This window comes from Shinella sp., from assembly GCF_052438155.1.
Lineage (GTDB): Bacteria > Pseudomonadota > Alphaproteobacteria > Rhizobiales > Rhizobiaceae > Shinella.
This window is the reverse complement of the sequence record NZ_JBQVPI010000016.1, coordinates 56053-79050: the sequence shown is the minus strand read 5'-3', so window position 1 is coordinate 79050 and position 22998 is coordinate 56053. Positions and strand designations below refer to the sequence as shown.

16 protein-coding genes are annotated in these 22998 nt (G+C 63.0%); 7 read left to right on the top strand and 9 right to left on the bottom strand.

Translation table 11 applies throughout. The annotated features are described in order from the left end of the window. Nucleotides 1-5: 5 nt before the first annotated feature. The 3 genes from ACT6VE_RS24035 to ACT6VE_RS24025 all read left to right on the top strand — a co-directional run bounded on the left by ACT6VE_RS24035 (nt 6) and on the right by ACT6VE_RS24025 (nt 2407). Nucleotides 6-206 carry a hypothetical protein gene (locus tag ACT6VE_RS24035; protein WP_444800884.1) on the top strand — a complete coding sequence of 67 codons (201 nt, stop codon included), beginning with the start codon at nt 6-8 and terminating at the stop codon, nt 204-206. A gap of 111 nt (nt 207-317) precedes the next feature. Continuing rightward, entirely contained in the window at nt 318-1352 is a 1035-nt protein-coding gene (locus ACT6VE_RS24030; RefSeq protein ID WP_444800883.1) for an aspartate-semialdehyde dehydrogenase, read from the top strand. A gap of 233 nt (nt 1353-1585) precedes the next feature. After that, nucleotides 1586-2407 (top strand): lytic murein transglycosylase, encoded by an 822-nt coding sequence (locus ACT6VE_RS24025; RefSeq protein ID WP_444800882.1) that lies wholly within the window; start codon nt 1586-1588, stop codon nt 2405-2407. Nucleotides 2408-2525: 118 nt separating this feature from the next. Here ACT6VE_RS24025 and ACT6VE_RS24020 read toward each other — a convergent pair whose 3' ends face one another. Both ACT6VE_RS24020 and pdxY read right to left on the bottom strand, forming a co-directional pair. Beyond that, nucleotides 2526-3167 (bottom strand): carbonic anhydrase, encoded by a 642-nt coding sequence (locus ACT6VE_RS24020; RefSeq protein ID WP_444800881.1) that lies wholly within the window; start codon nt 3165-3167, stop codon nt 2526-2528. 89 nt (nt 3168-3256) lie between these two features. Continuing rightward, a complete protein-coding gene (pdxY, locus tag ACT6VE_RS24015; protein ID WP_444800880.1) occupies nt 3257-4132 on the bottom strand; it encodes a pyridoxal kinase PdxY in 876 nt (291 codons plus the stop codon). A 275-nt stretch (nt 4133-4407) separates the two neighbouring features. Here pdxY and ACT6VE_RS24010 point away from each other — a divergent pair, with 275 nt between their 5' ends. Both ACT6VE_RS24010 and ACT6VE_RS24005 read left to right on the top strand, forming a co-directional pair. Beyond that, nucleotides 4408-9189, top strand: a complete 4782-nt coding sequence (locus tag ACT6VE_RS24010) for an NAD-glutamate dehydrogenase (protein WP_444800879.1) — start codon at nt 4408-4410, stop codon at nt 9187-9189. Between the two features lie 91 nt (nt 9190-9280). After that, nucleotides 9281-10666, top strand: a complete 1386-nt coding sequence (locus ACT6VE_RS24005) for an MFS transporter (RefSeq protein ID WP_444800878.1) — start codon at nt 9281-9283, stop codon at nt 10664-10666. A gap of 96 nt (nt 10667-10762) precedes the next feature. On the opposite strand, the gene purH is transcribed toward ACT6VE_RS24005, so the two are convergent. The 4 genes from purH to htpX all read right to left on the bottom strand — a co-directional run bounded on the left by purH (nt 10763) and on the right by htpX (nt 16636). Further along, nucleotides 10763-12373: a bifunctional phosphoribosylaminoimidazolecarboxamide formyltransferase/IMP cyclohydrolase gene (gene purH / locus ACT6VE_RS24000; RefSeq protein WP_444800877.1), complete on the bottom strand. Its 1611-nt coding sequence runs from the start codon at nt 12371-12373 to the stop codon at nt 10763-10765. Between the two features lie 99 nt (nt 12374-12472). Beyond that, a complete protein-coding gene (locus ACT6VE_RS23995) occupies nt 12473-14155 on the bottom strand; it encodes a heparinase II/III family protein (protein WP_444800876.1) in 1683 nt (560 codons plus the stop codon). Between the two features lie 112 nt (nt 14156-14267). Further along, on the bottom strand, nt 14268-15674 hold the full coding sequence (locus ACT6VE_RS23990; RefSeq protein ID WP_444800875.1) for an RsmB/NOP family class I SAM-dependent RNA methyltransferase: 1407 nt from the start codon (nt 15672-15674) through the stop codon (nt 14268-14270). Continuing rightward, complete coding sequence (gene htpX, locus ACT6VE_RS23985) at nt 15671-16636, bottom strand: zinc metalloprotease HtpX (RefSeq protein WP_069060557.1); 966 nt, start codon at nt 16634-16636, stop codon at nt 15671-15673. Before htpX ends, ACT6VE_RS23990 begins: the two co-directional genes overlap by 4 nt. A gap of 158 nt (nt 16637-16794) precedes the next feature. Between htpX and ACT6VE_RS23980 the strand changes: the two genes are divergently transcribed. Continuing rightward, the gene (locus ACT6VE_RS23980; RefSeq protein WP_160861350.1) at nt 16795-16992 is read left to right on the top strand and encodes a DUF1674 domain-containing protein; all 198 of its coding nucleotides are present in this window, start codon (nt 16795-16797) and stop codon (nt 16990-16992) included. A 180-nt stretch (nt 16993-17172) separates the two neighbouring features. On the opposite strand, the gene acs is transcribed toward ACT6VE_RS23980, so the two are convergent. After that, nucleotides 17173-19128, bottom strand: a complete 1956-nt coding sequence (gene acs / locus ACT6VE_RS23975) for an acetate--CoA ligase (RefSeq protein ID WP_444800874.1) — start codon at nt 19126-19128, stop codon at nt 17173-17175. A 231-nt stretch (nt 19129-19359) separates the two neighbouring features. On the opposite strand from acs, the gene ACT6VE_RS23970 reads away from it, so the two are divergent. Then, on the top strand, nt 19360-20061 hold the full coding sequence (locus ACT6VE_RS23970) for a DUF1013 domain-containing protein (RefSeq protein ID WP_444800873.1): 702 nt from the start codon (nt 19360-19362) through the stop codon (nt 20059-20061). A 75-nt stretch (nt 20062-20136) separates the two neighbouring features. On the opposite strand, the gene ACT6VE_RS23965 is transcribed toward ACT6VE_RS23970, so the two are convergent. Together ACT6VE_RS23965 and ACT6VE_RS23960 are read right to left on the bottom strand one after the other, a co-directional pair. Continuing rightward, a complete protein-coding gene (locus ACT6VE_RS23965; RefSeq protein ID WP_444800872.1) occupies nt 20137-22035 on the bottom strand; it encodes a propionyl-CoA synthetase in 1899 nt (632 codons plus the stop codon). A 136-nt stretch (nt 22036-22171) separates the two neighbouring features. Continuing rightward, entirely contained in the window at nt 22172-22831 is a 660-nt protein-coding gene (locus tag ACT6VE_RS23960; protein ID WP_444800871.1) for a YggS family pyridoxal phosphate-dependent enzyme, read from the bottom strand. Nucleotides 22832-22998 lie beyond the last annotated feature (167 nt).

Below are 22998 nucleotides of genomic sequence, written 5' to 3'. Positions count from 1 at the left end.
CGGCCGTGCCGAAACGCCGGATCGGGCACGCAAGGCTTGACTCTTTGCAAGATGAGCGTATTCAGCACGCACGCAAGGGAACCGACATGAACCGCTTTGGTATCACCATCGCCAGCATGATCGCTCCGGCCTTCAACGCCGGACGGGTTCGCTATTGCGTATCGATTTCCAAAACAATGGCCAAAACGACGACGAAAACCGTCTGACGTCTCTGGCCACCGCTCTCTCCCCGGTATGGCCGGGGACCGGAAACCCGCGCCAAGGCCGGCGGGTTTCCCCTCCTGACCCGCGGAGAGACAGAGAAAGAGAGCATAAATATGGGTTTCAAGATCGCAATCGTCGGCGCGACCGGCAATGTCGGCCGTGAGATGCTGAACATCCTTTCCGAGCGTGGCTTCCCGGCCGACGAAGTCGTGGCGCTGGCCTCCAGCCGCTCGTTCGGCACCGAAGTGTCCTTCGGCGACAGGACGCTGAAGGTGCAGAACCTCGAAAACTACGATTTCTCCGACACCGACATCTGCCTGATGTCGGCCGGCGGCACGGTTTCGCAGAAGTGGTCGCCGAAGATCGGCGCCAAGGGGTGCGTCGTCATCGATAACTCATCCGCCTGGCGCTACGACGCCGACGTTCCGCTGATCGTTCCGGAAGTGAACCCGGACGCCATCAGCCTGTTTACCCGCAAGAACATCATCGCCAACCCGAATTGCTCGACCGCCCAGCTCGTCGTCGCGCTGAAGCCGCTGCATGACCGCGCCAAGATCAAGCGCGTCGTCGTCTCGACCTATCAGTCCGTTTCCGGCGCCGGCAAGGAAGGCATGGACGAGCTCTTCCAGCAGACCCGCGCCGTCTTCGTCGCCGACCCGCTCGAAACGAAGAAGTTCACCAAGCGCATCGCCTTCAACGTCATTCCGCACATCGATAGTTTCATGGAAGACGGCTACACGAAGGAAGAGTGGAAGGTTCTCGCCGAGACCAAGAAGATGCTCGACCCGAAGATCAAGGTGACCTGCACGGCCGTGCGCGTGCCTGTCTTCATCGGCCATTCCGAATCGGTCAACATCGAGTTCGAAAACGAAATCACGGCGGACGAAGCCCGCGAGATCCTGCGCGAAGCGCCGGGTTGCCAGGTCATCGACAAGCACGAGGACGGCGGCTACATGACGCCGTACGAATCGGCCGGTGAAGACGCCACCTTCATCTCGCGCATCCGCGAGGACGCGACCGTCGAGAACGGCCTCAACATCTGGATCGTTTCCGACAACCTGCGCAAGGGTGCCGCCCTCAACGCCATCCAGATCGCGGAACTGCTTGTCGCGCGCGGCCTGATCAAGGCGAAGAAGCAGGCAGCCTGATTGAACGAAAGATGAGGAGAAGGGGCGTCTGGCGCATTTCGGTCAGAAATGGCAACGTTCCCTTAACCAAGTTTAAATAAAAGTCCCGGTTGTTCCGTCTGAGAACAATCGGGACTTCGCTTTGAAACCATGCCGGCGGTCTCGCCGGACCGGCTCACGGCGAGTTGCGATGACAGGAACAGGGGAGCATGACATGCTCCCGCAGCGGATAGACGAAAATCACGGGGTTTTTTATGGGCATGACAAAGAGCGTGGCCAAGGTGCTGGCCGCATTGATCGCCACAGCAGCGGTGCCGGCGGCGGCTCAGGCTGCCAAGTGCGGCAACGACGCGAGCGGTTTTCCGGCCTGGGTCGAGGCATTCAAGGATGAGGCGGCCAGCCGTGGCATCAGCCGTTCGACGATTGACAAGGCTTTCGCCAATGTGAGCTACGCGCGCGCGACGATCCGCGCCGACCGCGGCCAGAAGAGTTTTAAACTCTCGCTCGACCAGTTCATGCAGAAGCGTGGCGGCAAGGCGATCATCAACCGCGGCAAGAGCCTGAAGAAGCAGAACGCTGCCCTCTTCGAGCGGATCGAAGCCCGTTACGGCGTGCCAGCCGGCCCGCTGCTTGCCATCTGGGGCATGGAAACCGGCTTTGGCGGCTTCCTCGGCAAGGAACACACGATCTCGGCCGTCGCGACACTGGCCTATGATTGCCGCCGTTCGGAGTATTTCACCAACCAGCTCTATGCCACGCTGCAGCTCGTGCAGAACGGCACGCTCAGCACATCGGCTCGCGGTGCCGCGCATGGCGAAATCGGCCAGACGCAATTCCTGCCGGCAAACGTGCTGAAATACGGTGTCGATGGTGACGGCAACGGCCGCATCGATCTCGTCGGCTCGAAGGCCGACGCGCTTGCCTCCACAGCGAACTTCCTGCGCGGCCACGGCTGGAGCGCCGGCGGCGGCTACCAGCCGGGCGAGAGCAATTTCGGCGCCTTGCAGGGCTGGAATGCGGCCAGCGTCTATCAGCGCGCGATCGCCATCATTGGCGCGGAAATCGACGGTAACTGAGCCGAACACGCTTTGAATGCAGGAAACCCGGTGCGAGCCTTCGCGCCGGGTTTTTTCATGCAGCAATTCCAGCAAGAATGTGTAGCGGTTTGCGTCCGGAATTGCGCGGCAATTGAACTTACAGGCTCGGACGCAAGAAATCGCCGGTCTTGGCATCCATGACCCAGAGTTCGCCGGTGGAAATATCGAACCAGGAGCCGTGCAGCTGTATGCGACCCTTTTCCTCCAGGATGCGCACACAGGGGAAGGTACGCAAATTGGTGATGGAGTTGCGGATGGAAACGCGTTCCAGCGCACGCTGGCGTTCCGCTTGCGTCAGGATTTCAGCGCCCTGGATCTGCTCGGCGACAGGCTTCAGCATGCCCATCCACTTGCCGATGAAGTCACCGGGCGAAAGCGGCTCGGCATCCGGGTCGAGGGCGGCGGAGATACCGCCGCAGCGGCCGTGACCCATCACCACGATGTCGCTGACCTTCAGCGACTGGACGGCGAATTCAAGGGCGGCGGATGTGGCGTGGAACTGGCCATCCGGCTCATAGGGCGGCACGAGGTTCGCCACGTTGCGCACGACGAAAAGTTCACCCGGTCCGCTGTCGAAGATCGTCTCGGGTGCTGCCCGGGAGTCACAACAGGCAATGACCAGTGTCTTCGGTTTCTGGCCGGTTTCGGCCAAGGCCCTGTAGCGCGCCGATTGCTCCACGTAGCGGCCGGACATGAAATTGCGGTAGCCATTCATAAGACGATCGGGAAAGCGGTTCATGGTGTCGGAATACCCCCGTGTAACGATCTACGGATGAGGCCCCATCCGGAAGTGCATAAACCACTCCGAAGGGCAGGGCGCAAGGCGCATTAGGACCGTCGCGTCTGCGCCGGGTGCACGAGGCGGCGCATCTGCACCATGGCCATGGGCGTCGAGATGCTGGAGGCGTCCTGCTCCAGAGTCAGCTCGTCGGCGCCGCGCTTGGCGGTGCGCGCGACGATTTCGAAAACGCTGGCCGTCGCCATCATCAGCGCACGCTCTTCCGGCAGGTTTTCCATCAGCCGCGAGAGGAAGATGGCGGCAAGAAGATCGCCGGTGCCGTTCGGCGGGTTCGGCACAAGCCGGTGTTCCGCAAGAAGCGCGCTGCGGCCGGAAAGATAGAGATTGCCCGTGCTGCCAGCCATCAGCGGCAGTGAAGAGGTGACAAGCATGCGGGCGGGGCCGAGCGACAGTGCCGCATCGATGATCGCATTGTTGGTCTCAAGCGGCGCGCCGGCAAGCCAGGCCAGCTCGAAACGGTTGGGTGTGGCGATCGAGGCGAGCGGGATCAGGCTGTCGCGGATCGCCACCGCCGTTTCTTCCGCAATATAGAGCCCATTCTCATCGCCGCAGACCGGATCGCACATGTAAAGAAGATCGGGATTGTCCGCACGAAGGCTTTCTACCAGCCGCGCCACGGAATGAGCCTGCGCCGCGCTACCGAGATAGCCGGACAAGACGGCCTTCACCTCGCCGCGCCATGGTGCACGGATGAGATCGGAAATCATCGCGTCGAAATCATCCGCCGAAATCGCCACCCGCGTCGATTTTCCGTGGCCGGGATGCCAGGGCAGAATGACCGTCGGCAGCGCCCAGACCGGATGGCCGAGCGTTTCGAGCGCGAAGACGGCAGCCCGGTTGCCGACCGTGCCGCGCACCACATGGCTCGAAATGACGATGACGGTGCCCTTGTCGCTCTCGGTCATTGCCTGCTCCCTCGTTCCATTCGAGTGATGACAAGGGGGTGTTTTCCTGTCAACGCCCGCCGTGCCAAGCGCCTGTCGCTGCAGGGCAACATGGAACGGCTTCGGCCGGTTTTTGGCTGCTTTTCGGCGAAAAAAGGCCGATTTAACGTCAAAACGTCAGCAAAACTGACCTATTCCGGACAAAATCGATTGAATTTTCTCGCAAATGCACAAATTTCGTCGCGCGTATTTTTTCTTCTGCTAACGTCCGGCGATCGGATTCTAGGGGAACTTCCATGGGTGCCAGGACCAACGTGAAACGAGAAAAACACATCGAGGCCGCAAAGGCCGCAGCCGCCGCCCTCGGCGCGAAGACGCTGAACCCGGACATTCTCTTCGGTCGTGCCAGCAAGGACGACATCGAGCACTATACCGGCGAAATGCTGGCCGCCGCCGCCGCCCATGCCATGGCCGAAATCGAGGCCTGGGACGGTTCCGCGCCGCGTGTCACCGTCACCACGCTACCTGACGTCCGGCCCCTGGGCCAGCCGGTCTCCGTGCTTTCCGTCACAGACCGCAACCAGCCGTTTCTCTATGATTCGGTAATGGGCGAAGTGACGAGCACGCATCGCGACGTGCATCTCGCAATCCACCCCATCCTCGTGGTGAAACCGGGCGAAGCGCCAAAACTCTTCTCGCCGGACGAGGAAAGCGAGCCGACGCAACGGGTCAGCCATATCGAGATCCACCTTTCCGAGCTTGCGCCCAATGAGGCGGCATCGCTCACGGAGCGTATCGGCAACGTGCTCCACCAGGTCCATCTCGCCGTCGATGACTGGCCTTCCATGGTCGAAAAGCTCGACAGCGCCATGGCCGACATGGAGCGCTATGCCAAAGCCAAGGCCGACAAGGACGAGGCGCTCGCCTTCCTGACCTGGCTGCGCGGCAACAACTTCACCTTCCTCGGCATGCGTGAATACAGCTATTCCGGCAAGGGCGAGCAGGCGACGGTGGAGCGCGGCGGCGAAGGCCTCGGCATTCTCGCCGACCCGGACGTCCGCGTGCTGCGCCTCGGCAAGGACGCCGTGACGACGACCCCGGAAATCCTGGAATTCCTCGAAGGCCCGGATCTGCTGATCGTCACCAAGGCCAATGTGAAATCCGTCGTGCACCGTCGTGCCTATATGGATTATGTCGGCCTCAAGCGCTTCAACGAAAAGGGCAAGGTGATCGGCGAGCTGCGCATCGTTGGCCTCTTTACCTCCACCGCCTATACCCATGCTGCCGGCCAGATCCCGCTTCTGCGGTCCAAGGTGGCGGGTGTCGTCGAGCATTTCGGCTACGATCCGAAGAGCCATTCCGGCAAGATGCTGATCAACACGCTGGAATCCTATCCGCGTGACGATCTCTTCCAGATCGACACCGGCCTGCTTGCCACCTTCTGCGAACAGATCAACGAACTGTCCGACCGGCCGCGCATCCGCGTGCTGCCGCGCATCGACCGCTTCGACCGTTTCGTCTCGGTGATCGTCTATGTGCCGCGCGAGCAATACGATTCGGATGTGCGCGAAAAGATCGGCAACTATCTGAAGTCGGCTTATGACGGCCGCGTCTCCGCCTATTACCCGGCTTTCCCGGAAGGCGGCCTTGCCCGTGTGCATTTCATCGTCGGCCGCTCCGGCGGCAAGACGCCGCGCATCCCGCAGTCGAAACTCGAGCAGGCCGTGCGCGAAATCGCCACCCGCTGGACCGACCGTTTCGAAGCACTCTCCAATGCCGATGGCCTGCGACTGGTCGCCGACCGCGGGTACCAGGAAGATTTCACGCCCGCCGAGGCGCATGCCGACCTTGCCCTCATTACCACGGCAACATCCGAAAACCCGATCAGCATCGCCTTCTACCGCAAGGCCTGGAACGCGGACCTCAGCTCCGTCGAGCTGAAGATCTTCCACGCCAACGAACCGGTCTCGCTGTCGAAGCGCGTGCCACTGCTGGAAAACCTCGGCTTCAACGTCATCAGCGAACAGACGCACGACCTCTCTGTCGTGGGTCTCGATGGCGAACAGCGCCGCGTCATCCTGCATGACATGGAGCTGAAACACCGCGACGGCATCGAGATCAACCTCGCCAAGCTGAGCCCGATGCTGGAAGAAGCCTTCCTTGGGGCCTGGCACGGCGAGGTGGACGACGATGCGCTGAACCGCCTCATCCTGACCGGCGGGCTTTCCGCCCGCGAGATCATGGCGCTGCGCACCTATTCGCGCTATCTGCGCCAGACCGGCATTGCCTATTCGCAGGGCTACATTGCCGATACGCTCAACAAATATCCGGCGATCGCCTCCAATCTCTTCCGCCTGTTCAAGACCCGCCTCGACCCGAAGTTTTCGGACCGCCAGCGCGAGAAGAAGACCGGTGAAACGGCGACGGCGATCGAAGAAGCCCTGGCCAACGTGCCGAGCCTCGACGAGGACAGAATTCTCCGCCGCTACGTCAACGCCATCCAGGCGACGCTGCGCACCAACTATTTCCAGCGCGATGCCGACGGCAAGCCGCGCAAGACGCTGGCGATCAAGCTCGATCCGAAGGCGCTGGACGGCCTGCCGGAACCGCGCCCCTTCCGCGAAATCTTCGTCTACGGCGCCGAGGTCGAGGGCGTGCACCTGCGCTTCGGCAAGGTCGCCCGCGGCGGCCTGCGCTGGTCGGACCGCGCGCAGGACTACCGCACGGAAGTGCTGGGCCTCGTCAAGGCGCAGCAGGTGAAGAACTCGGTCATCGTGCCGGTCGGCGCCAAGGGCGGCTTCTATCCGAAGCAGCTGCCGGTTGGTGGCACCCGCGATGCTATCTTCAAGGCCGGTACCGAGGCCTACAAGACCTATATCCGCACGCTGCTCTCTGTCACCGACAACATTGTCGGCCCGGACATCGTGCCGCCGGCCGATACGGTGCGCCTCGACGGTGACGATCCCTATTTCGTCGTCGCCGCCGACAAGGGCACGGCGACCTTCTCCGACACCGCGAACGGGCTGGCGCAGGAAGCCGGCTTCTGGCTCGACGACGCCTTTGCATCGGGCGGTTCCGCCGGCTACGACCACAAGAAGATGGGCATCACCGCCCGCGGCGCCTGGGAAACCGTCAAGCGCCACTTCCGCGAGATGAACGTCGACATCCAGAAGGCGCCCTTTACCGTCGCCGGTGTCGGCGACATGTCGGGCGACGTTTTTGGCAACGGCATGCTGCTGTCGCGAAAGATCCGGCTCCTCGCGGCCTTCGACCACCGCGACATCTTCATCGATCCGAATCCGGATACCGATACGTCCTTCGCCGAGCGCCGCCGCATGTTCGCCCTGCCGCGCTCAAGCTGGCAGGACTATGATCGGTCCGTGCTCTCCAAGGGCGCGATGATCATCCCGCGCACGGAAAAATCCGTGACACTGACGGCGGAAGCCATGGCGGTCATCGGCATCGACAAGGCCAAGGCCACGCCGTTCGAGATCATGACGGCGATCCTGAAGGCGCCGGTCGACCTGATGTGGTTCGGCGGCATCGGCACCTATATCCGCGGCCAGAACGAGACGGACGCGGAAGTCGGCGACCGCGCCAACGATCCGATCCGCATCGTCGGCGAGGACGTACGCGCCAAGGTAATCGGCGAGGGCGCAAACCTCGGCGTCACCCAGCGCGGCCGCATCGCCTTCGGCCTCAAGGGCGGGCGCAGCAATTCCGACGCCATCGACAACTCGGCCGGCGTGAATTCGTCGGACGTCGAGGTCAACATCAAGATCGCGCTCGCTTCGGCCATGCGTGACGAGCGGCTGACGCGCGCCAAGCGCAACGTGCTGCTCGCCTCGATGACGGACGAGGTGGGCCACCTCGTGCTGCGCAACAACTACCTGCAATCGCTGGCGATCTCGTTGATCGAAAAGCAGGGTATTGCCAATCGCGCGCCGCTAACGCGGCTGATGGACCGCCTGGAAGCTGCCGGCCAGCTCAACCGCAAGGTCGAGACCCTGCCGGACGACCGGACGGTGGCGGAACGCTACCAGGCCGGCAAGCCGCTGACGCGGCCGGAGATCGGGGTGTTGCTCTCCTACGCCAAGCTCGTGCTGTTCGATGAAATCGTCCACACGGGCCTGCCGGATGAGCCCTATTTCGAACCGACGCTGATGAGCTACTTCCCGGCGAAGATGCAGAAGACCTATGCGGACGACATCCGTTCGCATCGCCTGCGCCGCGAAATCATCGCGACCATCCTCGCCAACGAAGTGATCAACCGCGGCGGCCCGGCCTTCATCACCACGCTGACCGACGGCACCGGCTTCGGCCCGGCGGATGCCGTGAAAGCCGCCGTCATCGCCCGCGACGGCTACGGTCTCTCGGCGCTCTATGCCGGCGTCGACGCGCTGGACACGCTGGTTGCCGGTTCCGTGCAGAACGAACTCTATGAGGAGATCGGCCGCATCTACGCCACCGTCACAAGCCTGCTTTTGACGACGAGCGCGGTGTCGGGCTCGATGGAGCAGGCGGTGCACAAGCTGAAGCAGGCGCTGAAGCAGCTTCGCCCGCATCTCTCGACACTGATCTCGGAAGCGGCCGGCGACGAAGCCCGTCGCAAGGCGCATGCCTATGAGGACGAGGGCGTGCCGGCGGATCTGGCGGAAGAGATTGCCACGCTCTCCATGCTGGCCTTCGTGCCGGAGATCATGCTGATTGCCGGGGCGACGGGCGACACGCTGGGCAAGACGGCGCAAACCTTCGCCGGCATCAGTTCGACGCTCAATATCGGCCGGCTGCTTTCGGCGGCAAGCCGCATCCCGACCGGCGATCTCTACGAGGCGCTCGCCCTGCAACGCAGCCTTACCGACATCGCCAATGCCCGCCGCGACCTCGCGACGGTCGTCCTGACGCGCCACAAGGGCGACAAGGCGCCGCTCGCGGCCTGGCAGCAGGCGGACGAGAAGAAGCTCGCCCGTGTGACAGCAAATCTCTCCGCGCTGATCGAAGCCGGCGAAGCCACGCTCGCCAAGGTCAGCGTCGCCGCGGGCATCCTCAGCGACCTTGCACAGGAACGGGCGAAATGACACAGTCCCGATGCCGGCTGATGGAGCATAAGCTTCATTAGCCGGCTTGCGGACGGGCGCTCAGTCTTCGCCCCGCGTTTCAGGAGGGGCGATGACGGATGTCGTGGAAAGCCGGGAGCCGCGCGTAGGCCGTCTCGGTATTACGGGCTGGATGCTGTTCGACTGGGCGGCACAGCCCTTTTTCACGGTCATCACCACCTTCATCTTCGGCCCCTATCTGGTCTCGCGCCTGACCGAGGACCACGCCGCCGGCCAGGCAGCCTGGAGCTATACGCTCACCATTTCCGGCATCGTGATTGCGCTGCTCGCCCCGATCATGGGCTCGATCGCCGACGCCTCCGGCGCGCGTAAACCGTGGATCGCGGTCTTCGCGATGATCAAAATCCTGTCACTCGCGGCACTCTGGTATGCGGCACCGGGCAGCAGCCTGCTCTACGCCATGGCGATGATCGTGCTGGCAACGGTCGCGGCCGAATTCTCCATCGTCTTCAACGATTCGATGATGCCGCGCCTCGTGCGTCCGGAAGATACCGGCCGTATCTCCAACATCGCCTGGGGCCTCGGTTATCTCGGCGGCATGATCGTTCTGATCGCGGTGGTCGCCCTTCTCGCCGCCAATCCGGAAACAGGCAAGACCGCCATCGGCATTGCACCCCTTTTCGGTCTCGATCCCGCGACCGGCGAAGACGCCCGCATCACCGGGCCGATTTCGGCGCTGTGGTATTTCGTCTTCATCCTGCCGATGTTCTTCTTCACGCCGGATCAAAGCAAAGGACTGCCGATCGCCGCCGCCGTGCGCGCCGGCTTTGCCGACCTCACCGCCACGCTGCGCGACCTCCGCGGCAAACCGGGCATCCTGCGCTTCCTCGTCGCCCGCATGATCTATCAGGACGGGGTCAATGGCCTGCTGGCGCTCGGCGGCACCTTTGCCGCCGGCATGTTCGCCTGGCAGACGTTTGAACTCGGCATTTATGGCATCATCCTCAACGTCGTCGCCATCGGCGGCTGCCTCTATGCCAGCCGGCTCGACACGCGTCTCGGCTCGAAAACCGTCGTGGTGATGAGCCTCGTCTGCCTGACCATCGCGACGATAGGCATCGTCTCCACCGGCCCCGGCTTCACCCTGTTCGGCCTCATCCCGCTGTCGACGGCCGATTCCGGTGGTCTCTTCGCCACGGCAGCGGAAAAGGCCTATATCCTCTACGGCCTGCTGATCGGCGTCGCCTTCGGCCCCGTCCAGGCCTCCGCCCGGTCCTATCTCGCCCAGAGCATCCATCCCGAAGAAGCCGGCCGCTACTTCGGCCTCTATGCTCTCTCGGGCCGCGCCACGTCCTTCCTTGCACCGCTCTCGGTCGCGCTCATCACCACGGCAACGGGCTCCGCCCGCATCGGCATGATGGCGCTCATCGCCTTCCTCGTCGTCGGCTTCCTGCTTTTGCTGCGCACGCCCTATCCGGCCAACAGGGTGAACACCTGAAACGCAAAACGCCCCGCAAGCGGGGCGTTTCGATTCCGGCTCAAAGCATGTCGCGCAAAAGTGTGAAGTGGTTTTGCGAAAACGACATGCGAAAACTTAGTGCCGGAAGTGGCGCATGCCGGTGAAGACCATGGCCACACCGGCCTCATCGGCCGCCGCAATCACTTCCGCATCACGCATCGAGCCGCCCGGCTGGATGACGGCGGTCGCACCGGCGGCAATCGCCGAAAGCAGGCCATCGGCGAAGGGCAAAAAGGCTTCGGAAGCCACGGCCGAGCCGCGTGTCAACGGCTCCGCAAGGCCCATCGCCCTGGCAGCCTCTTCCGCTTTCAGCCCGGCAATGCGGGCGGAATCCACGCGGCTCATCTGGCCGGCGCCGATGCCCGCCGTCTGGCCATCCTTGGCATAGACCACGGCATTCGACTTGACGTGCTTGGCGACCTTGAAGGCGAACTTCATGTCGACCAGTTCCTGCGCCGTCGGTGCCCGCTTGGTGACGACCTTGAGTTCGAGATCCTCGACCATGCCGTTGTCGCGGTTCTGCACGAGCAGGCCGCCAGAGACCGTCTTGGCGGAGAGGCCCGGCACGCGCGGATCGGGCAGCCCGCCGGTGACCAGAAGGCGCAGGTTCGGCTTGCCGGCAATGATGGCGCGCGCCGTCTCGTCCGCGTCCGGCGCGATGATGACTTCGGTAAAGAGCTTGACGATCTCTTCCGCCGTCTCGCCGTCGAGCGTCGTGTTGAGCGCGATGATGCCGCCGAAGGCGGAGACCGGATCACAGGCCAGCGCCCGCGCGTAAGCATCCTTCAGCGTCTTGCCGGTGGCAACGCCGCAGGGATTGGCATGCTTGATGATCGCACAGGCCGGGCCGTTTTCCGGCAGGAACTCGGCAACCAGCTCGAAAGCGGCATCCGTATCGTTGATATTGTTGTAGGAAAGCTGCTTTCCCTGCAGCAGCGTCGCCGTCGCAACGCCGGGGCGGTTCTCACCTGTGACGTAGAAACCGGCCTTCTGGTGCGGGTTCTCGCCGTAGCGCATCGCTTCCTTGAGCACGCCGCCGAGCACGCGGTGACGCGGCATGGCGATGTCGAGCACTTCGGCAAACCAGTTGGAGATCGCCGCGTCATAGGCCGCAGTGCGGGCATAGGCCTTGGCCGCGAGGCGCTGGCGGAATGCATAGGTGGTCGAGCCATCAGCCAGTTCTTCCAGCAGGGCAGGGTAGTCGGCCGGATCGGTGACAACAGTCACATAGGCATGGTTCTTGGCGGACGCGCGGATCATCGCCGGGCCGCCGATATCGATGTTCTCGACGGTTGTCGGATAGTCGCCGCCCTTGGCGCGCACTTCTTCGAACGGATAGAGGTTGATGATAGCAAGATCGATCGCATCGATGCCATGCGCCTTCATCGCCTCGACATGCTCCGCATCGTCACGGATCGCCAGCAGGCCGCCATGCACGGAGGGATGCAGCGTCTTGACGCGGCCGTCCATGATTTCCGGAAAGCCCGTGACCTCGGACACGTCGGTCACCGCAAGGCCAGCGTCGCTCAGCGCCTTGTGCGTGCCGCCGGTCGACAGCAGGCGTACGCCCTGGTCGGCGAGCGCGCTGGCGAGATCGACGATGCCCGCCTTGTCGGAGACAGAAAGAAGCGCGGTGCGCACGGCAACACGGTCAGGGGCGGGGATTTTCTTGGAAACAACGGCCATGGGGGCGCTCCGTTCTGACGGCCCGCGGGAGGGGGGCCGGATGGTCATGCGCCCCGTTATCACAGCCGTCGCCCGGAGAAAACGGCAAACGCCCGCAATTCAGCGCTGTCGCACCAGCGACCACTGAACTTCGGGCACCGTATTGAGCGGCATGGTCAGCGTCAGCTGGCGCGACGTCCTCACGCCGGAGGGATCGGCGAAGAAGACGTCCTCTTCCTCCTCGACCGGCACATCGACGCAGGTCAGCGCCCAGGCCTCGCCATCCGGCGCGACCAGTCGGGTCTCGTTCGAGGATGCGCGATAGAGCTGGATGGTCGGGTGGATATGGAAACGCACCACCGCCTGGCCCTTTTCGATGGTGCCGTTCGGGTCGTTCGGCTTGAAGAAACGCTCCCGGCCACGAATCTCGCTGCCTGTGGCCGCAACGAGGATATCCCGCTCGTAGAGCAGGCCGAAGCGCTTCAGGTAGCCGTCATGGCTGGCCGTCAGGCTATCGGCGCCGGATTCGCGTTCGGTGCGGGAGACATCGACCGTCTTGACGCCGCCGATGATGATCGGCCCAAGAAACCGCGAGCTGGAAATGCGCGACGACGAAGTATCGTTCAAGGTGGCGACCGAATGGGCCGCCGTCGTGCGCGACAGCTGGCGCAGTGCCTCTCCGGCAAATCGCGGTCGGCCGGAATTGATGATGAAGCGGTTTTTGCCGGACGACATCTCGATCGAAAGCGTTCCCGCAGACGCCGTCGCGGACAGATCGACCGCTTTCAGCAGGCCGGTATCCATCAGGACGACGGTCTCCTTCACCGCGAGGCGATCGTAGTTGATGGACGGGAGCGCCTTGAATGGCGCGCCGCCCGTCTCGTCGTAGCGCAGCGCGGACATCAACTCGTTTGCCAGCGTGTAGGTGGCGCCATTGAACAGAGCGAGTTCACCGCCCTGATGGCGGAAGAAACGCAGCGCCGGATAGATGCGATCGATGCAGGGAATGAGCTGCGCCGGCATATCATGGCCGAGATTGACATAGGTCTGGCGCAGCGGCAGCAGGTCAAGCAGCAGATCGAGGGCCGCCCGTGGATTGCGCGAGCAATGACCGCCATCGGCAAGAATCTGCCGGTCAAGCTCCTCATCGAGATGGCGTGCAGCCTTGCGCATCCGCGAGGCAGTGGCCGGCATGGCGATGGAGGCCATGGCAAGGGCAATGCGCACCCTGAGCCGCGGCTCGCCATCGCGCGTCGTATCGGCGACGTGCCGAAGATAACGCACCTGGAAGGCGAGACTCTTCAGGAAGCGGCGATAGAACGGATAGTCGGCATCCTTCAGTACGACCGGCGAATGGGAAAGCCAGGCGATGATGCGTTGCGCAGCGACATCCGGCCGCCAGGCGAGGCCGCCGATGACGCGGCCATGGCTTTGCAGCCAGTCGTCGACGATGAAGCGCGAGGTCTGTGCTGCCTTTTCCGGATCGACGAGGCGCATATGGCGCAACCAGCCGAACGAATGCAGGCGGACGGCGAACTCTTCCGAGGGAAGCTCCAGCGCGAAGGGCGAATCGCCCTCGCACTCCAGAACACGACCGGCCAGAGGAAACCGGCCGGCGGAAATTTCTTCGCCGGCGAAAGAATCGGCCGGATGCAGGTCCGTTGGCGCAACGATCAGGCGATCCGGCGCACTGCCGGAAAACCGCATGGCGCTGATTCGGCCCAAGGCAAGCCGCCGCGAGAACCGGCGCCAACCCTCACGCAAATACAGATAGAGAAGCCGTTGCCGGTCGGAAAGCTGCATGGTTAACGAATGCCTCCTTCCTATAGGTAGGCTGATGCGGCAAGCCGCGTCAATTCATCGGAGCTGATGGACTGTTGATGACGCGGCCAGGCAGGGCGTGAGGATCTGTCGTTTAGCCGCCGTTCCGCAGCCGCACGGCGTAAAATCCGTCCAAACCACCGGCGTGGGTCTCGGTCGCCGGCAACATGGCGGGTGTCGTGCGGAATTCGCCGCGTGGCGAGATCGCCGATTCCAGGCCCGGCCAATCGGCAGGATCGACGGGGTCGATTTGCCAGGACGGATTGTCGGCGAGAACGCGGGCGACCGTCTCTTCCCCTTCGTTCGGATCGAGCGAGCAATTGGAGAAGACGAGAACGCCGCCGGGCTTTACCAGTGTCAGCGCGTGGCGCAGCAGGCGCTCCTGCAGACGGGCAAGTTTTTCGATGTCTTCCGGACCCTTGGTCCAGAGCACGTCGGGATGGCGGCGGATCGTGCCGGTGGACGAGCAGGGTGCATCGAGCAGAACGGCGTCAAAAAGCTCTTCGGGACGGTAGTCCGCCATGTTTGCTTCCACAGCCGTCACCGGAAGCGCCAAACGCTCCAGATTGCCGATGAGCCGCTTCAGGCGGTTGGTGGACTGGTCGAGCGCCGTGACCTCGGCACCGGCATGCGCCAGCTGCGCGGTTTTTCCGCCGGGCGCAGCGCAGAGATCGGCAACGCGCTTGCCGGCAAGATCGCCAAACAGCTTTGCCGGAATGCTGGCCGCTGCGTCCTGCACCCACCATTCGCCCGCGTCAAACCCTTCCAGCGCCGGAATGGCACCGGAGGCGGCCGGCAGGCGCACGGAACCGGTTGGCAGGACGAGACCGCCCAGCCGCGCCGCCCAGCCTTCCGGGTCGGATTTGACGGTGAGGTCGATGGCCGAGGGTTCGAGAAGCGCTTCTGCGATGCGCCCCGTATGCTCGCGCCCATAAATGTCGATAAGCCGCTGATAGAACCAGTCCGGAATGACGGGAATCGAAGGGGTTGCCGCCAGGTGCGAAGCCTTTTCGCGCGACAGGCGGCGCAGCACGGCATTGGTGAGGCTGGCGAAACGGCGGTTGCGCGGATCGAGCTGCGCCTGCTCGACGGCGAGGTCGACGGCCGAATGGTCCGGCACGTCGAGATAGAGGATCTGCGCTGCGGCGACCGTCAGGGCGTGCTGCAAGGCGCGCGCGCCCTCCGGCAGTGGCGTGCCGACCAGCGAATCCAGGATGGTATCGATGCGGGGGAGATGGCGCAGCGCCGAGTTGATGATGGCGCGCACGAGCGCACGGTCGGCGTCATTGAGCTGCCGATAGGCCGGATTGCCGTTTTCGGCGTCCAGCATGCCGTCGAGCGGCGTCCGGCGGTCGATGACCGCCGCAAGGATCTTGGCGGCCGCCTGCCGGGCGCGCAGGCCCGGCTTTTCCGGCTGGCTCTCGGGCGCTTCCACGGGGGCTCGCCCCTTGCCGCCGCGATGCCTGTTTGGATGTGCTCTGTGTTTTCTGTCGTCGCTCAAGACCAGGGACCCTTGGGTGGTTCGGAACCACCGCGTCCCCAGCCCGTCGTCGGGACGGAGCGCGATTTGCGTGAGGGATTATCAGCCCGGACAGGCTCCGTCGAGCGCGCTTGCATGCCACGGGCCATTTCCTCGAGGGCAGCGATGCGGTTCTCGGTGTTCGGATGGGTCGAAAACAGGTTGTCCATGCGTTCGCCCGAGAGCGGATTGATGATGAACATATGCGCGGTCGCCGGATTGCGCTCGGCATCGTTGTTCGGAACGCGGCCCGCCGCGACGGCGATCTTGCCGAGTGCCGAAGAGAGCCACAACGGATTGCCGCAGATTTCCGCGCCGCGCTTGTCGGCCGAATATTCGCGCGTCCGGCTGATCGCCATCTGCACCAGCATGGCGGCAAAGGGGGCGACGATCATCGCGATCAGCACGCCGATGAAGCCGAGCGGATTGCTGTTTTCGCGGTTGCCGCTACCGCCGAAGAACATGGCGAAGTTGGCAAGCATCGAAATCGCACCGGCAATTGTCGCCGTCAGCGTCATGGTCAGCGTGTCGCGGTTCTGGATATGGGCGAGCTCGTGCGCCATCACGCCCGCCACCTCTTCATAGCTCAAAGCCTGGAGCAGGCCTGTCGAGGCGGCAACGGCGGCATTCTGCGGATTGCGGCCGGTCGCAAAGGCATTCGGCTGGTCGCTGTTGATGACATAGACCCGCGGCATGGGCAGGCCGGCGCGTTTCGCGAGGTCACGCACGATGCCGAAATATTCCGGCGCGGAGCGTTCATCGACCTCCTTGGCGCCGTACATGGACAGAACCATGCGGTCGGAATTCCAGTAGGAAAAGAAATTCATGGCGATGGCGATGAGCAGCGCGATCATCATGCCGCCCTTGCCGCCGATGAGCAGGCCCACGCCCATGAAAAGCGCCGTCATGAAGGCGAGAAGCATGGCTGTGCGAACGATGTTCATAGGTTTTCGGCTCCTGTCGGGTCTCGTTGCCCGCGTGCATTCCCCTGTTGTCAAGGGAGTGTTTCACGTGAATCAGCGCTTTCCACAGCGCCGTCACGCTCTTATATGATGGTAAGCGAACAGGAATTCTTCAATATCCGGGAAGGATGCCGATTTTCATGCAGAACGACAACGACAATCATTCGGACGGCCGCAAGGTGCTTTCTCCCGCTGCACTCCGCGCCCTCCAGGAAGCCGAGGAACGGCGCAAGGCCGCGCAGCCGGTTGAACCGGCGCCCGAGGTCGGCGGCCGCGGCGGTGCGGACCCGGCCCGTTTCGGCGATTGGGAGGTCAACGGCCGGGCCATCGATTTCTGAGGGGAAGAATCCGGCTCAGGAATGACCGGCCCTTGCCAGAGGCACTCACCTCGCCCTCGTCATGGTCGGGCTTGACCCGAGGATGACGGAAGAGGAGAGGAAAGGTTTTTCCCGCAAGCAATTCTCCAAATGAAAACGGCGGCCTAAGCCGCCGTTTCGCATTTATCCCAGCCGATTCAATCAGCCAGCCGCCTTGTTCTGCCGGTTCGCGATCAGATCGTCCACGACAGCCGGGTCGGCAAGCGTCGAAGTGTCCCCGAGTGCGCCAAAATCGTCCTCCGCGATCTTGCGCAGAATCCGGCGCATGATCTTGCCGGAACGGGTTTTTGGCAGGCCGGGGGAGAACTGGATCTTGTCCGGCGTCGCGATCGGACCAATCTCCTTACGCACATGCTTCACCAGATCCTGGCGCAGCGCATCATTGCCTTCTTCGCCGGCCATCAGTGAGACGTAGCAATAGATGCCCTGACCCTTCAGGCCGTGCGGATAACCGACGACGGCGGCTTCCGAGACCAGATGGTGCGAGACAAGCGCCGATTCGATTTCGGCCGTGCCGAGGCGGTGGCCGGAAATGTTGAGCACGTCGTCGACGCGACCGGTGATCCAGTAATAGCCGTCCTCATCGCGCCGGCAGCCGTCACCGGTGAAGTACTTGCCCTTGTAGGTCGAAAAATAGGTTTCGACGAAGCGCTTGTGATCGCCGTACACCGTGCGCATCTGGCCCGGCCAGCTGTCGGTGATGCAGAGATTGCCGTCGGCGACCCCTTCCAGCACATTGCCTTCATTGTCGACGAGCTGCGGCTTGATGCCGAAGAACGGCCGTGTCGCCGAACCCGGCTTGAGGTCGGTTGCGCCCGGCAGCGGCGTGATGAGGATGCCACCGGTCTCCGTCTGCCACCAGGTATCGACGATCGGCGAGCGGCCCTCGCCGACGACGTTGTAGTACCATTCCCAGGCTTCCGGATTGATCGGCTCACCGACCGAACCGAGCAGGCGCAACGACGCACGCGAGGAACGTTTTACGAAGGCATCGCCGGCGCCCATCAGCGCGCGGATCGCCGTCGGCGCGGTGTAGAAGATGTTGACCTTGTGCTTGTCGACCACTTCCCAGAAGCGGCCGGCATCCGGGAAGTTCGGCACGCCTTCGAACATCAGCGTGGTCGCGCGGTTCGCCAGCGGGCCGTAGACGATGTAGGAATGGCCGGTGACCCAGCCGACATCGGCCGTGCACCAGTAGATATCGCCATCCTGATAATCGAAGACATATTTGTGCGTCATCGAGGCATAGACGAGGTAGCCGGCGGTGGTGTGCAGCACGCCCTTCGGCTTGCCGGTCGAACCGGACGTGTAGAGGATGAAGAGCGGATCTTCCGCCTTCATCTTTGCCGGCGGACAATCGCGCGGCACGGTCAGCACTTCCTGGTGATGCCAGATGTCACGACCCGGTGCCCAGCCGATCTTGCCGCCGGTGCGGCGCACGACCAGTACCTTGTTGACGATGACATGGTTCTTCGCCGCGATGTCGATCGCCGTATCAGTGTTTTCCTTGAGCGGGATCGGCTTGCCGCCGCGCACGCCCTCATCGCAGGTGATGACGAAGGTCGATTCGCAGTCGACGATACGGCCGGCCAGCGCATCCGGCGAGAAGCCGCCGAAGACGATCGAGTGAATGGCGCCGATGCGCGCGCAGGCGAGCATGGCATAGGCCGCTTCCGGGATCATCGGCATGTAGATGGTGACGCGGTCACCCTTCTTGACGCCGTGCTTCTTCATCACGTTCGCCATGCGGCAGACGTGCTCGTAAAGCTCGTTATAGGTGATCTTCTTGTCGATATAGGGATTGTCGCCTTCCCAGATGATGGCGACCTGATCGCCATGCGTCTTCAGGTGGCGATCGATGCAATTGTAGGAGACGTTGGTGATGCCGTCCTCGAACCACTTGATCGGGACCTTGCCGGTGAACGACGTGTTCTTGACCTTGGTATAGGGCTTGAACCAGTCGATCCGCATGCCGTGTTTGTCCCAGAAACGCTCCGGGTTCTCGACGCTCTCGCGATACCATTTCTGATAGGTTTCGTTATCGATCAGCGTTCGGCTTTTCGCGGATTTCAGGACCGGATAGGTCTTTGCGGACATATATTCCTCCTCACTGCGCATGGGCGGGATGCCGCATCTCCTCGGGCTCCCCGCAACTCCTGCGCCATACATAACAGCTCAAATCCTTCGAGCAATTAGACAAAGGTCATTTGTCTCTTGAAGAATTGCATTTCTGCGACAGTGAGGTTATAGAGGGCCGAATTCCCGGAACATAGTGGTTACTACCCACGGCCCGCGACACCGGCGCGGACGCACAAGAGGACTATATCCATGGCTCAACAGCTGCTTATGCCCAAGGCAACGGCCGTCTGGCTTGTTGACAACACGGCGCTGTCGTTCGACCAGATCGCCACGTTCTGCAAACTGCACCCGCTCGAAGTGAAAGCGATCGCCGACGGCGAATCGGCCCAGGGCATCAAGGGCCTTGATCCGATCTCGACCGGCCAGCTTTCCCGCGACGAAATCGCCCGTGCGGAAGGCAACCCGAACCACAAGCTCAAGCTTTCCGAACCGAAGGTTCGCGTGCCGGAATCCAAGCGCAAGGGCCCGCGCTACACGCCGGTCTCCAAGCGTCAGGATCGCCCGAACGCCATTCTCTGGCTGGTGCGCAACCACGCGGAACTGAAGGATGCGCAGATCTCGCGTCTCGTCGGCACGACCAAGTCGACGATCGAGCAGATCCGCGAACGCACCCACTGGAACTCGACCAACCTGACGCCGATGGATCCGGTGACGCTTGGCCTGTGCTCGCAGATCGACCTCGACCTCGAAGTCGAACGCGCCTCGAAGGGCCGTCCGCTGCCGACCGCCGCCGAACTGGGTGCGACGCTCGAATCCACGCAGGAAACGGAAAAGCTGCCCTACGGCACCGACCGCGAGGAAGAGAAGGAAATCGACGCCGATGCCGTCTTTGCCAAGCTCAAGTCGCTGAAGTCGGCAACGCCCGACGAGGATGAAGACGAGCGCTTCTAAGCGCCGTCGAACACCACATCAAAAAGCCCGGCCGTTTCGACGACCGGGCTTTTTCTTTGGCTGTATGCAAGGCAGCTAGCCGATTCGCCGTGTCGACAGCGCTTCGGCGATCTCATCGAGAACAGCAGGATCGTCGATCGTCGCCGGCATCTTCCATTCTTCCCGGTCGGCGATCTTCTGCATGGTGCCGCGCAGGATCTTGCCCGAACGCGTTTTCGGCAGGCGCTTCACGCAGAGCACCGTCTTGAAGGCCGCAACGGGGCCGATACGCTCGCGCACCAGTGCCACGACCTCCTGCTCCACAAGCGATGATTCACGTGAAACACCGCTCTTCAGAACGAGGAAGCCGGCAGGCACCTGTCCCTTCACCGCATCGGCAACACCGATGACGGCGCATTCGGCAACGTCCGGATGGCTGGCGCAAACCTCTTCCATGGCGCCCGTCGACAGCCGATGACCGGCGACATTGATGATATCGTCGGTGCGAGCCATGACGAAGACATACCCGTCTTCATCGAGGTAGCCCGCATCGGCCGTCTTGTAATAGCCGGGGAACTCCGCAAGGCAGGTCGTGTGAAACCGTTCGTCGGCGTTCCAGAAGGTCGGCAGGCAGCCCGGGGGCAGGGGAAGTTTTATCGTGATATTGCCGAGCGTGCCTGCCGGCACCTCATGGCCGGCATCGTCCAGCACATGCAATTCGTAGCCCGGCATCGGCACGGTCGGCGATCCATATTTCACGGGCAGCGGATCGAGGCCAAGCGGGTTGCCGACAATCGCCCAGCCGGTCTCCGTTTGCCACCAGTGATCGATGACCGGCACGCCCAGCACACTTTCCGCCCAGCGGATCGTTTCCGGATCGGCGCGCTCGCCGGCGAGGAACAGCGCGCGCAGGCTGGAGAGATCGTGCCGTTTCACGAACACACCCTCCGGATCCTCCTTGCGGATCGCACGGAAGGCTGTCGGCGCCGTAAACAGCACGGAGACCTTGTACTCCTCGACGACGCGCCAGAAGGCGCCCGCATCCGGCGTGCCGACCGGCTTGCCCTCGTAGAGCACCGTCGTGCTGCCGTTCAGCAGCGGCCCATAGACGATATAGGAATGGCCGACGACCCAGCCGATATCCGACGCCGCCCAATAGACCTCGCCGGGTGCCACGCCGTAGAGCGCGCCCATCGACCAGGCGAGCGCCACCATATGCCCGCCATTGTCACGGATCACGCCCTTCGGCTGGCCGGTCGTGCCCGACGTGTAGAGAATATAGAGCGGATCGGTCGCGGCAAGCGATGCGCAGGCAACCGTGCGCCCCGCAGCAGCCTCCAGCGCCGCGCCGAGATCGACATCCCGACCGGACGTGAGGTCTGCCGCGAGCTCCGCGCGTTGCAGCACGAGGCAATGCTCCGGCTTGTGCTTCGCAAGTTCGATCGCCGAATCGAGCAGCGGCTTGTAAGCGATGATGCGATTGGGCTCGACGCCGCAACTCGCCGAGACGACGAGCTTCGCCGTGGAATCGTCGATGCGGGCCGCGAGTTCACTTGCTGCAAAACCGCCGAACACCACCGAATGGATCGCCCCGATGCGGGCGCAGGCGAGCATCGCGAAAATCGCTTCCGGGATCATCGGCATATAGAGGATGACGCGGTCGCCCTTCGCGACACCGTGATCGACAAGCACCGCCGCCATGGCGTTCACCTGCACCAGCAGGTCGGCATAGCTGTAGCGCGCCTTGCGGCCGGTCACCGGGCTGTCGTAGATCAGCGCGACCTGATCACCGCGACCGGCCTCCACATGCCGATCGACGCAGTTGTGACAGGTGTTGCTGAACGCATCGGGAAACCAGCGTCCATAGACGCCCTGGTCGGCATCGAAAATCTTCACTGGCTCCGTGAACCAGTCGATCGCCCGCGCGGCCTCGGCCCAGTAACCCGCGTGGTCATCCTTCCAGGCCCGATAGGTCTCGGCATAATTTTTGTGCATCGCTTCCTCCCGCCGGCCATAAAGCGGCCGGCTCCTCCAATCGGGAGAATAGGAGAGGGAGGGCTTTTCGCAAAGCCAGACGAAAGCCCTAAGCGACAAAACCGCCGCTTGCGCTTCATCAAATCGAACAGGCGGTTTAGCGCGTGCCGAAAATTGCCGAGCCGACACGCACGCTGGTCGCGCCGAAGCCGATGGCAATTTCATAGTCACCGGACATGCCCATCGACAGCCTGTCGAGACCGCAACGTGCGGCAAGCTTGGCGAGAAGTGCGAAATGCGGACCGGGATTTTCGTCCGCCGGCGGAATGCACATCAGCCCCTCGATGACCAAGCCAAGCTCTTCACGGCAGAGAGCAATGAAAGCGACCGTGTCGTCCGGTGCGATGCCGGCCTTCTGCGGCTCAAGCCCGGTATTGACCTGGACATAGAGCCTGAGCGCGCGCCCCTGCCGCGCCATTTCCGCGGCAAGTGCGCGGGCGATCTTCTCGCGGTCCACCGTCTCGATGACGTCGAACAGCGCCACCGCCTCGGCAGCCTTGTTGGATTGCAGCGGACCGATCAGGTGAAGTTCGATGCCATCAGTCTCTTCGCGAAGGCCGGGCCACTTGCCCTGCGCTTCCTGCACGCGGTTCTCACCGAACACACGCTGTCCAAGCGCAATCGCCGGGCGAATCGCTTCGGCATCAAAGGTCTTCGAGACCGCGACGAGCGTGACCGCTTCAGGCCGCCGATCGGCTTCCACGGCTGCCTTGCGCATGCGGTTGCGAACGTCCTCGAGACGGTCCTGAAGGTCCATGATCACTCTCCATCAGCATCAGGCTCCGGACCTAGCGAAAACGGCGCCACTTGCCAAGCACGAGACGCTGCGACAAGCCCGCGCGAGGCCCACAAAACTTGACGCTTCGGCGGTTTCATGATGAAGGTCTCGCCACTATATTCGCATGGGCGAACCGCCCTCCAAGA